We start from the raw sequence: 13,331 nt of genomic DNA on the forward strand, positions 1-13,331 counted from the left end.
CCGGCGAGCCGCTCGCGCGCCCCGCAGCGGTCGCCGGCCAGTCGCTGACGGCGGCGCTGTGCCTCGTGTTCGTGATCCTGTGCGTGCGCTCCTTCGTGGAGGCCCGCCGCAAGGCCTGACGGCTCAGCGCGCGGCGGCTGTGCCCGCTGATCCGACAAATTTGGTTCCCGGAAATCGGCTGGGGCCCGGCGGGCGTTACGAGGTGGTGCGGCATCTGGGCGGCGGGGGGATGGGCGATGTCTGGGAAGTGATGGATCGCGAGCTGGGCAGGGCGGCGGTAATCAAAATCCCGAAGGCCGGCCTGTTTGAGCCGGAGCACCTGCGGCGCTTCGACCGCGAGGTGAAGATCGGCGCCAACCTCGACGTCCGCTTCGTCGTGCCGGTTTACGACGTGATCGAGATGGTGGAAGGCGGGCTGCGGGTTCCGGTCATGCGCTATGTCCCCGGCCGGGATCTCCATTCTATTCTCTACGGCATCACCCGTGAAAATCCGGAGGTCCTTCGCGACTTCCCGGCGGAGAGGCGCCTGGAACTTTTTGCGAAGCTTTGCGAGGCGGTCGATTCCATCCATGAGGACGGCATCGTGCATCGCGATCTGAAGCCGGCGAACGTACGCGTCACTCCCGAGGGGAACGTGTTGCTGATGGATTTCGGATTGGCCAAACGCCAGGCCGAGGGCGCCAACGGGCATGACTCGGATGCCCCCGATTCTCCACGCAGCCGCTTGAGCATGCCTGCGAGGTCCGTGCAGGCGGAGAACATTACCCAGGCGGGCGTCTGGCAGGGGACAATCGGATATATCGCCCCCGAGACGCTTTTTTCCAAACCCCTCGGCAATTTTCGTTCTCCGGATATCTTTGCCCTGGGGGTCATGTTGTACGAGTCCATGACCGGGCTGCATCCCTTCGCCACTTATCGAAACGGCGATCCGGCGTTGGGCGAGCCCGCCCGGGTGCCGGCGAGAGAGACCCACCTCATCAACGGCGTCGAATATCAGCGGACCATCTTTAATCCGCATGCGCCTATTTTATGGTCCCATCCGGAACAAAGGGCCAAGGTCGAGCCACCGACTTTCCGGGAAGTCTCCAGCGATCCCATGCCGGATTTCGTGTACGAGTTGGAGCGGGTGGCGCGCAAGGCGATGGATCCGGACCCCGCCGCGCGATACCAAACCGCTCGGGAGATGATGCACGACGTGCTGCTCGCGCCCGCGAGGACCGAGTACGCGCGTCTCAGCCAAATCCGGACGGTGCGCATGGCGGAGATCGAACGACAGATGCAGGAAGCCTGGAGCAAGTTCACCATCGCCTCGCAGCTCAATCCCGATCAATGGACCGAGATGAAGCGGACGATCCGCGATCGCCGGCATTTGCGTTCGGCTTGGCGCCAGGGCCTGCGCGACATCGTGACTTCCATCATCGAGACGACGCGAGGGAATCCCTGGCCGGAGGCCAAGAAGATGATCGCCCGCGCCAGCTACGAGCTGTTGGTGGACGGCGGCGATCGCATGGACAGCGCTGAGCGCAATGCCTTGAGCGAGACCGTCCGGCGCTATGACGTGGCGATTCCGAAGGCCGAGTTGGAATCCGACCGCATCGACGCCTATCGCCAGGCCTTGGAAGGGGCCATTCCCTTGAGCCTGCGGGCCTTCGGCTTGGAACCGGGCAATCCGGAATTGGCGGGAGCCTCGCTAAGGGTGACGCCTTTCGAGCGAATTCGGGAGACCTCGGGTGAAGAGCTGGATACCTTCCGCGAAGGCGCCCCTATCGCCAGCGGTTCAATGAACGAGGTGCTTTCCAATTTGCGGCTGAGGGCGGGTTATTACGTCTTCGAGGTTTCGCACCCCGGCTACCAGACCATGCGGGTGCCGATGGAAATCGGCTTGGAGAATATCCGTCACGGCATCTTGGGCAGCCAAAGGCTCGCCTTGGACCTGGAATTGGTGCCTCGTCGTGCGCTGGAACCTAAAAACCCGGCAGACAACGAGGTTGAAAGGCTGCGCAGGCAAAAGGAGATGGTAGTGGTCCATCGCGGTCCCGCGACCATCGGCATCGATTTCGATTACGAGGGCGCCCCGGACCATTTCTACAGCGCGCCGAAACGCAGTGTTCATTTCGACACCTTCCTGGTCTCCCGCGACCCGGTGACGGTCGGTGAATACGTCGAGTTCGTCGAAGATTTGCTTCGCCAGGGGCGTCGCGAGGAGGCGCAACGGCATATCCCTCGCGCCACCAATCCGGCCGAGGAAAAACGCCTGAATCCCTTCCAAGAATACCGCCGCTTGAGGAGGGAAGAGAAGATGAACATGACGACGGCGGTCAAACACCTATTCAGCACTTGGTCGGGCTTCACCTATTCCTGGAAAATCGTTTCAGACCGAAAGGGTGGGTATCGACTCGAGAACCCCATCGGGCAAATGGACGCGCGCAACGACCCCATTATGGCGGATCAACCGATCAGCTCCATCGATCTGGATTCCGCCCGCGCTTATGTGCAATGGCGTGCCGAGCGCGACGGCCTGCCGTACCGGATGATTCGTCCCGAGGAAAACGAAAAGTTGGTGCGTGGTTCTTTGCCGCTCACCTATCCCTGGGGCTACGAGAACGACCCCAACTCGGTGGCCTCCCGGCTGGCCCACTCCAACATGGAAGACATCTATCCGTTGCCGGTCGGGACGCATCCGCGCGGCGTCGAGTGGCACCGGGACTTCACGCTCTATGGAACCCGGGACAATCTGGGGAACGTTCGAGAATTCACCGTCGACGATCGTCTGCCCACCCTGGCCGTCATGGCAGGAGGGAGCGTGCGTACCCCCTTAGGCCCATACTATTTGCCGCCCGGCAGGGCCTACCTGCACAAAGGGGTGGCTGAAGATGGATCGGGGACCTTTCGTTTGGTCTTGGATGGTTTGGATCTGTTAAGACCTTGGAATTCTTCAGATTCTTCAAGCGCCGGCCCTGCGCGCTAGGCTGATTTTCTCATCTTGGTAAGGCCTCGTTTTCCTTGTCATTTTCTTGACAAGCCCGCTTGTTTTTTAACTATATAAAATTATTAATAATTTTAAAAATTACGCGAGACTCGCAATTTCTGGCGGTGTATTTTCGATAATAAAACGAGGGGTTTATTGGGCCAGTCTTCGGCAGTTCGTGTCTAAGTTACTAGAATAATTTGATATTATTGAATTGCCCCCGGTTGGTTCCATAATTGCATTATCTCATCACGAAATCGATCCTGATTGGGAATTGGAGGATTTATGAAGATTAAGCTGCTCGGAACACTAGCCCTGCTATTGACGATCGGAATGATCTTGCCTGCGCTCTCTCATGCCAGCGGTGGTATCACGGCGATTACGGGAGACGAAGTCGCCCAGAGCTTTAACACCCGTGTGGAGGGTGGCAGCTACGTGGTGGAAGGCCAAGGCCTGAAGATCACCATCGAGAATGGGGTGGTGACGGTCACCAAGGACAAGGACATCGTCAAAATCGGAGAGAGCGTGGAAATCACCGGCCCCATTGAGGCCCGGCGCGTCGAGGCGGCCAACGGGATTATCGACACTGGAGTTACCGCCAACACTGGGATTGCGGCGAGCGGCGGCATCACCGCGCTTCCGGCTCCTCAAACGACCACCAATACTGTCAATTCGACCGGTTTTACCACCAAGTTTTTCCGCAAACTGGGCATCGAATAATCGCTCGCCGGTGATTTTCCAAAAGGCCCCCTCGGGGGCCTTTTTTTTCGCCCAAAACCCATTGCGCCGGCCGCCCGCTTTCATTAGATACGAGCCATGCTCTTCTCGAAGCGCAGCCGGGAACGCAGCCTCCTCGAGACCTTTCGCACCTACTCGAAAGAACTAAGTTCCATCCTCGACCTCAAGGACCTGCTGAAAAACCTGCTCCGCACCCTGACCGAGATCGCCGAGGTGCGCAGCGGCAACATCCTGTTGCAAGAGACCGGCATCAAGGCCTTCGTGGTCCGCGAGAGCGTCGGCGGCGAGCCGCTCATCCTGCAATTCTCCGCTCACGACCCCTTCATCCAGTACCTGGCGCGCACCCTCAAACCGATGACCAAGCATATCCTGCTGCAGGACCGCCGCCTCATCGACGTGAAGGAGGCCGGCTTGCACTTCATGACCGGCGTCAACGCCGAGGCCGTGTTTCCGATGACGGCCGAAAACAAATTTTTAGGCCTCTTCGCCCTGGGCAGCCGCCGTGACGGTGAGGCCTATTCCGAGGCCACCCTCGACCTGCTGGGCGTCCTCATCACCATGGCCTCGATCTCGGTCGACAACGCGATCCTCTTCGAGTCCGTCGCCAAGCAAAACCTCCAGCTCGCGGAGGTCGCCAAGCTGAAGACTCAATTCGTCAGCACGGTATCGCACGAGCTGAGCACGCCGCTCAACGGCATCCTGGGCCTAACCGAGGTCCTGCTCGACCCCGAGTCCAACGCCAACTTCACTGACGATCAGCGGCGCTATGTTGAGATGATCCATTCCGCCGGCAAAGAACTGCTGGAGGTCGTGAACCAAATCATCCAGTTCACGCAATTCCAGAGCAAGGGAGGGCCCGCCGAGATCCGCAAGGTGGACTTAAGCAAGACCCTTGAGGGCCTCGCCTCCGAGGTAGAGGACGTCCTGCGCGAGAAGAATATCCAGATGCGCATCGACCTCGAGGGGATCGCGACGGTCTACGGCGACGAGGGGCAGATCCGCCAGGTCTTCGCCAGCCTGGTCGAGAACGCGATCAAGTTTTCCCGCCACGATGCGCCCAACCTGATCGGCGTCCGCAGCAGCCGGCACGGCGACATGCTGAAGGTCTGCGTCTACGATCACGGCATCGGGATCGGCAGCCAGGATCAGGACCTCATCTTCGAGGACTTCCGCCAGGCCGACGGCGAGCTGACCCGTTCCTACGGCGGTACCGGCCTGGGCCTGGCCATCGCCAAGAAGATCGTCGAGCGCCACGGCGGCCGAATCTGGGTCGAGTCGAAGAAGGGGGAGGGCTCGCAGTTCTTCTTCACCCTCCCGCTCAAGCCCGCCTCGGTGGACGCCAAGGAAGTCGACACCCGCCGAGAGTAAATTTCCCAAAAATTTTAGGGCTTTAAGGAAGAAAAGGGGGCGGGGGGTTCCTCTCGAATGTTATTCCTTGATTCTCTTAAGGATTTTGTAGATGGATGGGCGGCGTGATTCGGGTCAAGTTCAGAAAATCCTTCGCACTTTTCGCCGCCGCGATGAGCCTCGGCCTCCTGCCGGGCCACGCCGGGGCCGAGAAGACCGAGATCTCCGGCCATCGAGCCGGCGCGGAGTCCGCGCCCTCGATCTCGGAAGATATGGAGATGCCCGAGACCATGCCCTCCATGCCGGGCGGTTTCACCGGGGAGGACAAGGCCTCCACGCTCGGTCCGCCGCCCGAGGTGCCGATGGGTGCGGGACCGCGCCTCAGCATTGACGACTGCGTGAAGATGGCTCTGCTCAACAACCGCGAGGTGCGGGCCAAGGATTACGACATGGAAGTCGCGCAGAGCAAGTTGAAGGAGGCCCAACCCCGCGGCATTCCCGTCTTCGAGTACGAATTCCTCTCTTTCCCCGCGCCGCGCGACGCGGACCGCGCGGTCAGCAGCTTCTTCGAGGGCGACGTCACCTTCGGGCAGCGCGGCAAGATCTCGCTGGGCATCCCGCTCTACACCTTCGGCAAGATCGGCATCGCCCAAGAGCTGGCCCGGCACGGCATTGCCGCCGAAAAAGAGAAAAAGATCGAGAAGCAGAACGACGTCGTCCTCAAGGTCAAGCAGCTCTATTACGGCCTGCTGCTCGCGAAAGACGTGCGGCAGCTCTTCGAGGACGCCAACCGGCACTTGTCCAACGAGGTGCAGCGGCGGGAGAGCAGCACCGAGGCCACGGACCCGGTCGACTTGGTGCGCCTGAAGCTGTTCCGCTACGAGGCCCTCAACCGCATCCTCGACGTCGACAAGAAGGCCGCCTTGGCTCGGGAGGGGCTGCGCATCCAGTTGGGCATGGAGCGGGGGACCGAATTTTCCATCCAGGACGAGCACCTGACGCCGGTGGATTTCGAAATCCAGGACTTCGCGGTCTATTTGGAGAGGAATCGAAAGAACAACCCGAAGAATCGCCTGCTGGACATCGGCGTCAAGGCCAGCGAGGCCCAATACCGGCTGGAGAAGCGCAAGCTCGCGCCCGACATCGGGATCGGCGGCTTCTACGAGTTCGGCCACACCGTCAAGCCGATCAGCGGCGTCGACCTGACCGACGATTTCAACGATCCCTTTAACTTTAACCGCGTGGGCTTCGGTCTGAGGATCAAGGGCGAGATCAATATCAAATCCTATCTCGCCAAGACGCGGGCGGCCCAGGCGGAATATTTCAAGAATTCCCTGAACAAGAGCATCGCCGACGAAGGGCTTGAATTGGACCTCAAAGAGGCCTATTTGGGCGTCCTGCAGACGCGCGAGGCCATGGAGAACGGCTACCGCGCGATGAAACTGGCAAGACAATACGTCTTTTTGACGAAGACGAACGTAGACATCGGGGTCGGAGACAAGAAGGACTACTCCGACGCCCTCCAGGCCTATCTGGTCTCGCGGGGGCGCTACCTCGAATCGGTGTTTAACTACAACGTGGCCGTGGCCACGCTCGAGCTCAAGTCGGGCGGCGTCGCCCAGGGCGAGTGAACCCATAAGGAGTGAAATTGATGCGAGCCTCGTTTCGAAACATTTTTCTGACCGCGGCCGCGGCCGCCGCCGCTCTTTCGATCTCGGCTGAATCCCCGGCGGCGGTGAAGGCGCCGCCGAAGGGCGGGGACCAAGTCCTGCAATCCAACGGGCAGGTGAACGCCCCGCAAGGCACGCCGACCCGCGAGATCCAGGACATCGAAGTGAAGATGGATGCCTACAAGACCGGCACCGACCTCAGCGCCGAAGATAAGGCCAACAACGCCAAGATCAAGCGCGACATCATCACCGGCACCTTCGACCTGCGCGAGCTCTGCCGCCTGGCCCTCGACAAGCATTGGGGCGGGCTCTCCGCCGCCGAGCAAAATAATTTCGTCGCCCTCATGACCGACCTGCTCGAGACCAAGGCGCTCTTCTCCAAAGAACAAACGAAGACACGGGGTAAGGCCTACACGGTGCAGTACCTGGGCGACACCTATCTGCAGGAAAAGACGCGTGCCCGCACCCGCACCAAGGTCGTGGTGCCCAAGGAAAACGTCAAGGTCGACATCGAGTACAAGATGAAAAAAGATCCCGGCGGCTGGAAGATCTTCGACGTGGTCGTCGACGACGCCAGCTTGGTCGAAAATTACCGCTACCAGTTCGACGCGATCATCAGCAAGAACGGCTATGGCGAATTGGTGCGCCGCATGCAAAACAAGCTCAAGGAACTGAAGACCAAGTCCTCTTGACGGTCTTGTGCCAGGCCAAGGCCGACGGTCGAGCCGCGGAAGGCGGCGGGCCGCCCGGCGAGGAAATTCCCGGATGACCCCACGAAAAAAACGCTTCATCGTCCTGCTTGCCGACGGCTCGCGCTACGACGTCTTTCGCGAGCTGCTCGATGCCGGGCGTCTGCCCAACCTCGCCGAGATCTTCCTCGGGGAGGGCGGTTTTGCCAAGGCCACCAGCGTCTTTCCCTCGACCACCGGGCCGGCCTACATGCCCTTCCTCACCGGTTGCTTTCCGGGGACCTGCAACGTGCCCGGCATCCGTTGGTTCGACAAGGGCATGTACGCCCGGAAAAAATTCTCGATGGAGCGCTTCCGCAGCTACGTCGGCTTCGAGAGCTTCCTGATGAACCGGGACATGCGGCCCGAGCTCAAGACCCTCTTCGAGCACTTCCCGAGCTCCTTCAACATCTTCAGCTCGGTCAACCGCGGGGTGCCCTCCGAGGGCAACGTCACCGCCCATATGCGCCTTTGGTATTGGTATTACGCGCACCTGACCGACCGTTGGCACCTGGTCGACCAGGCCGCCCTCGACAAGTGCCTGGATATCGTGAAGCGCGATTTCCAATTCCTCTTCATGGTCTTCCCGGGCATCGACGAGTATTCGCACTTGAGCCGGCCGCGGCATCCCAGTGCCCTCGAGGCCTACGAGACCGTCGACCGCGCGATGGGACGCATCGCCAAAGAGCTGAAGCGCGAGGGCAAATATGACGAGACCGCCCTGTTCATCGTCAGCGACCACGGCCTTTCCGAGACCAAGACGCACTTCGGCGTCGCGGCCTTCCTCGAGTCGCAGGGCGTGAAGACCTTCTACTATCCCAAGATCTTCAAGAGCGGCTTCCAGGCGGCCAGCATGGTCAGCGGCAACGCCATGCTCCACCTCTATTTCAAGGGGCGGGAGAGCTGGGAGGGGCGGCTTTCGTTGGAGGAGGTGCGCGAGCTGCACCCCCGCGTCGTCGCGGGCCTGCTGGAGCAGCCGGCGGTGGACCTCATCCTCAGCCAAGACCGCGAGGGCTGGGTCCACGTGCAGAGCCGGAAGGGCGAGGCCAAGGTGCGGGAAGAGGGCGAGGGCCTGAGATTTCGCAACCTGCGCGGGGACCCGCTGGGCCTGGGCGCGGCGCCGGAGTTTCTTTCGCGATCCGAGGCTTTGAGATTGAGCGCCGACGGCGAGTATCCCGACAGCCTGGTGCAGCTGACGCAGATCTTCCGCTCGGCCCGCACCGGGGATTTGGTGTTGAGCGCCGCCAAGGGCTACGACCTGCGCAAGCGCTTCGAGTATCCCGAACACAAGTCCTCGCACGGCGCGATGCACGACGAGCATATGCTCATCCCGCTTTTCTCCAGCGTGAAGCTGAACCGTACGGTGGTGCGGTCGGCGGACCTGTTCCCCTCGATATTGAAATTGCACGGGGACCCCATCCCCGCCGGGATCGACGGCGAGAGCTTCGTGTAGGGGCGAACCTTGTGTTCGCCCGAGGCCCCTACATCGCCCGCAGCTGATCCCTACGATTGAAAAATTGCCGATACCCCATCAACACCACCAAGAGATTCGTCAGCGCCGCGCTGGCCATCAGCATGAACATCACGATGATCTGGTAGCGCACGGCGAGCAGGGGCGATTTTCCGGCGATGATGAGTCCCGCCATCATCCCCGGCATGAAGATCACCCCCAAGGCCTTCATCGTGTCGATGGCCGGGATCAGAGAGGCGCGCAGCACCTCCTTCAGGAGGCTCTGCACGGATTGCCGGGCCGAGGCCCCCAGGCTGAGGCAGACGAGGACCTCCGATTTCCGCAACTCCATCTCGGCCTTGAGGCGGTTAAGAGTGAGCCCGGCCCCGTTCATCGAATTGCCGAGGATCATCCCCCCCAAGGGGATCAAGAACCGGGCCTTGGGTTCGATCGAACCCCCCAAGACAAGAAGGGAAAGGGTTAAGACCAGGCTGACGGCCAGGCTGAACGAAACGATGGGAAAGACTCGGGGAATGCCCTCGCCGCGCTTCCGGGCGATGAGACCGGCCAAGAGGGTCATTCCCGCCAAGACCCCCAAGATCACCCCCAGATGCTCGAAGGAGAAGACCCAGACCAGCGCGAAGCCCACTAGGGTCAATTGGAGAAAGCCGCGAAGGACCGCCCAGCCTAGCTCCGCCTCGAGCTTCAGTCTTTCGGCCAGGGAGACGAAAAGCACGACGACGATCAGGCCCAAGGAGAAATAGAGCCCCGGGTCCTGGAAAAAAGCCAAGGCGGACTCCATCTGGGATTTCACAGAGATTTTGCTCCCGTTGTCGTTGAAGCTGTGATAAAAACCTGAATGATTCTTGATAGATCCTAAACGGATCCTGGGATGGGTGCAAAGGAATTCCCATGACTTCTGAGGCACAGCGAATCCTGGTCGTCGACGACGACGATTCGATGCGGGACCTGTTGTCGAGCGTCTTGACCGTCTTCGGCACGATCGATACCGCCGCCAACGGGCAGGAGGCCCGCGCCAAATTCCAGGTGGAGGAGTACGCCGTCATCCTCCTCGACTACATGCTGCCGGACGCGGATGGCCTTACTTTACTTAAAGAATTCAAAGAGTTACAACCTCAGACCGAGATAGTGATGATCACCCACGTCCGCGAGGTCAAGCTGGCCGTCCAGGCGATCAAGCACGGGGCCTTCGACTACATCAACAAGGACTTCGAGGTGGAAGACCTGAGGGCCCTCCTGCAGCGGGCCTTCGAGAAGCGCCGCCATCTGAAAGAAATCCTCTACCTCCGCTCCGAGGTCGAACGGCTCACGGACCACGAGTTCCTACTGGGGGTGAATCCCCGAATGCAGGCCCTCAAGACGGTCTTGGACCGGGCCGCCTCCACCTCCGCCACGGTCCTGATCCAGGGGGAGAGCGGGACGGGCAAAGAGCTCGTGGCCCGCTACCTCCACCAAAAGTCCCCCCGGGTGGACAAGCCCTTCGTGGCGATCAATATGGCCTCCATCCCCGAGCACTTGGTCGAATCGACCCTCTTCGGGCACGAGAAGGGCGCCTTCACGGGCGCGCTTAAGACCACTTACGGAAAGTTCGAGCTCGCCGATCAGGGCACGCTGTTCTGCGATGAGATCGCCGATCTCAAATTCGAGGTGCAGGCCAAGCTGCTGCGGGCCATTCAGGAAGGAGAGGTCGAGCGGGTCGGGGGCCAGAAGCCCATCCATGTCGACGTGCGGCTCCTGGCCGCGACCAACCGCGATTTGAAAAAATTGGTGCAGGAAGGGAAGTTCCGCGAGGATCTCTTTTACCGGCTCAACGTCATCCCCATCCAACTTCCCGCCTTGCGGGAGCGTTTGGAGGACATCCCCCTGTTCGTCGACCTTTTCCTCAAGCGCTATAACCGCAAGTTCGGGCGCAACCTGCGCTTCTCGCCCGAAGCGATCTCGGTGCTCTGCCATTACGATTGGCCGGGCAATATCCGCGAGCTCGAGAACCTGGTCGAGCGCCTGGTCGCCATTCATCCCGGCGACACGATCCTTCCCGAGGACGTTCCCATCGATTACCAGATCTCGGACATCGCCCAACTGAAGTCCACGGACGGCGATCCCGACAAGCTGAAGGTGGCGACCGACGCCTTCGAGCGCGGTTTCATTCTGCGCGTGCTGGAAAAAGAGCATTGGCATCAGGAGAACGCCGCCCTCAAGCTGGGCGTGCACCGCAAGACCCTGGAGTACAAACTCAAAAAGCTCAACCTCACCGAAGTGGTGGACCAACGACAACTGGAAAGCAAGCGAGGATCGACATGAGGAGAATCTCGATAAGCCTGCTGGCCGGCGTCATGGCCTTGCAGATTTTTCCCGCGGCCCTCTCGGCCGAGGCGGAGAAACCTCCCGCGGAGGGAAGCGGCGACTTGGGACAGCTGGTCGTCAGCGCGCGCAAGCTGGAAGAGCCCCTGAAGACCACCGCACACAGCATCTCGGTCGTCACCGGCGAGCAGCTCGAGCGGCGCGTGGACCGCAGCGTCGCCGAAGGCCTCCGCGAGCTGCCGGGGGTGGTGGTCGAGTCACTGGGCACGCGGGGCGAGACGGTCAATATCCGGTTGCGGGGAGCCGGGCCCGATGACACCCTGGTCTTGCTGGACGGCGTTCGCTTGAACAACCCCGCGACCAACGAGACCAACCTGGGGCTCATCCCCATCGAGCAGATCGACCGCATCGAGGTGCTCCGCGGTTCGCAGGCCGTGCTCTACGGCGGCAGCGCGGTGGGCGGCGTCATCAACATCATCAGCAAGGCCGGACAGGACCCCGCCGAGACACACCTTTCCTTGGAGGGCGGCAACCTGGGGCACCGCCGCGAATGGCTCGGGCACAGCAACCGCATCGGCGAGACTCGGCTGAGCGTCGGCATCAGCCGCACCGACGAGACCGGCCAATTCCAAAACGACGACTTCGGCGAGACGGCCCTCACCCAACGTTGGGACCTCGAGCCCACCGATAAGCTGCGCCTCACATTGGCCAGCCACATCTTTCTCAGCAAGAAAAACTTGGCCCGCGAGTTTTTGATCGGCCCGGCGCCGCTCTACGACCCGGCCCTGCCGATGGACGCCTTCTTCCTGCAGCTCGGCCCCGACGTGAACCGAGCCTTCGACCGCCTGCTCACGACGCAGTCCCTCCAGCTGAGCTATGAATGGAGCGAGCATTTCCGCACCGATCTGACCTACGGATTCCTGCTCTCGGACGAGGAGGAGAAGAACTCCAACCGCGGGGATTCCGACTTCATCACGCCCTCCGGCATGGCGCTGGCGCCAAACAGCGTCCTCAACAAGGTCCAGGGCTCCCGCCAGAGCGTCGACCTGCGACAGTTTTTCTTCGTGCCCGAGATGGGGGGGGTCAAGCAGACGGTGACGGTGGGTTTTGAATTTTACGACGAACGGATCAGTACCAGCGGCGCGCCCTTTCCCGGCGATCCACCGCCCCTGGCGGGCTCGCTGGGGCCCTTCATTCCGCCGCAAGACCAGATCCCGGCCCCGGGAGTCCCCGGCGACCGGCAAAATTACGCCCCGTACTTTCAGTACCACCTGGGCTTCCGGGAACGGCTCTTTGTCGACGCCGGGTTTCGCTACGACAACAATTCCGCCTACGGCAGCGAGCTCAGCCCCCGCGCGGCGGTGGCGGTGATGATCCCCGAGATCGGGGGGAAGTTCCACGGCGCCTACGGCGAGGGATTCCTGCCGCCGACGATCATCCAGCTCTTCAATCCGATCTCCGGCAATCCCAACCTCAAGCCCCAGGAGTCGCAGAGCTATGAGGCCGGCTACGAGCAGCGGATCGGGGATCGGGCCACGATCTTCGCCACCTTTTTCTACCTCGATTTCGACAACCTGATCGACCGGCTGGGCAACAATATCAACGACGCCTTCAGCACCGGCCTTGAGTCGGGCTTCGAGGTAAAAATCCTGCCGCGGCTCAAGGTCGGCGCCAATTACACCTTCACCCACACCGTCGACGAGAGCGGCGGGGGAGGGCGGATCCCCAACGTGCCGACCCACGTCTTCAACGCGACGCTCTCCGCCCAGCCCTGGCGTAAGCTGACGATCGACTCGACGCTCTCCGTCGTCTCCAACCAGCGGGAGGTCTTTCCGATCGTCGCCACCGACGGGCGCTTCGTCGGCGGGACGGCGGCGAACTCCCTGACCGGCGGAGTCAATCCTGGCTATGTGCGCTGGGACATCGCCATGGCCTACGACTTCGACCTTCCCCAGGCCCATCCGCAGTCCGTGAAGGTCTTCGGCAAGGCCGCCAACATCCTGAACGACCAATACGAGGAATTCTTCGGCTTCCCCAGTCCCGGCTTCCACTTCATCGCCGGCGCGGACGTTCTTTTCTAACGGATAAAGAATTTCTCTCCGGGGGAT

The 13,331-nt window shown here is 61.3% G+C and carries 9 protein-coding genes; 8 read left to right on the forward strand and 1 reads right to left on the reverse strand.

Features of this window, described 5'->3' with window-relative positions; genetic code table 11:
* Positions 1-58 precede the first annotated feature (58 nt).
* The 6 genes from FBR05_07365 (at position 59) to FBR05_07390 (ending at position 8,904) form a co-directional block, all read left to right on the forward strand.
* Positions 59-2,968, forward strand: a complete 2,910-nt coding sequence (locus FBR05_07365) for a hypothetical protein (GenBank protein ID MDL1872010.1) — start codon at positions 59-61, stop codon at positions 2,966-2,968.
* Between the two features lie 285 nt (positions 2,969-3,253).
* The gene (locus FBR05_07370; protein MDL1872011.1) at positions 3,254-3,688 is read left to right on the forward strand and encodes a hypothetical protein; all 435 of its coding nucleotides are present in this window, start codon (positions 3,254-3,256) and stop codon (positions 3,686-3,688) included.
* 96 nt (positions 3,689-3,784) lie between these two features.
* The gene (locus FBR05_07375) at positions 3,785-5,074 is read left to right on the forward strand and encodes a HAMP domain-containing histidine kinase (GenBank protein MDL1872012.1); all 1,290 of its coding nucleotides are present in this window, start codon (positions 3,785-3,787) and stop codon (positions 5,072-5,074) included.
* Between the two features lie 95 nt (positions 5,075-5,169).
* Positions 5,170-6,684 (forward strand): TolC family protein, encoded by a 1,515-nt coding sequence (locus tag FBR05_07380; protein MDL1872013.1) that lies wholly within the window; start codon positions 5,170-5,172, stop codon positions 6,682-6,684.
* A gap of 20 nt (positions 6,685-6,704) precedes the next feature.
* Positions 6,705-7,415 (forward strand): ABC transporter substrate-binding protein, encoded by a 711-nt coding sequence (locus FBR05_07385; GenBank protein ID MDL1872014.1) that lies wholly within the window; start codon positions 6,705-6,707, stop codon positions 7,413-7,415.
* Between the two features lie 73 nt (positions 7,416-7,488).
* Entirely contained in the window at positions 7,489-8,904 is a 1,416-nt protein-coding gene (locus tag FBR05_07390) for an alkaline phosphatase family protein (protein MDL1872015.1), read from the forward strand.
* A 28-nt stretch (positions 8,905-8,932) separates the two neighbouring features.
* Here the strand turns inward: FBR05_07390 and fetB are convergent, their stop codons facing one another.
* Entirely contained in the window at positions 8,933-9,715 is a 783-nt protein-coding gene (fetB, locus tag FBR05_07395; GenBank protein MDL1872016.1) for an iron export ABC transporter permease subunit FetB, read from the reverse strand.
* A gap of 98 nt (positions 9,716-9,813) precedes the next feature.
* On the opposite strand from fetB, the gene FBR05_07400 reads away from it, so the two are divergent.
* Both FBR05_07400 and FBR05_07405 read left to right on the forward strand, forming a co-directional pair.
* The gene (locus tag FBR05_07400; GenBank protein MDL1872017.1) at positions 9,814-11,223 is read left to right on the forward strand and encodes a sigma-54-dependent Fis family transcriptional regulator; all 1,410 of its coding nucleotides are present in this window, start codon (positions 9,814-9,816) and stop codon (positions 11,221-11,223) included.
* On the forward strand, positions 11,220-13,304 hold the full coding sequence (locus tag FBR05_07405; protein MDL1872018.1) for a TonB-dependent receptor: 2,085 nt from the start codon (positions 11,220-11,222) through the stop codon (positions 13,302-13,304). Before FBR05_07400 ends, FBR05_07405 begins: the two co-directional genes overlap by 4 nt.
* Positions 13,305-13,331 lie beyond the last annotated feature (27 nt).

It is taken from the genome of Deltaproteobacteria bacterium PRO3 (assembly GCA_030263375.1).
Classification (GTDB): domain Bacteria; phylum UBA10199; class UBA10199; order DSSB01; family DSSB01; genus DSSB01.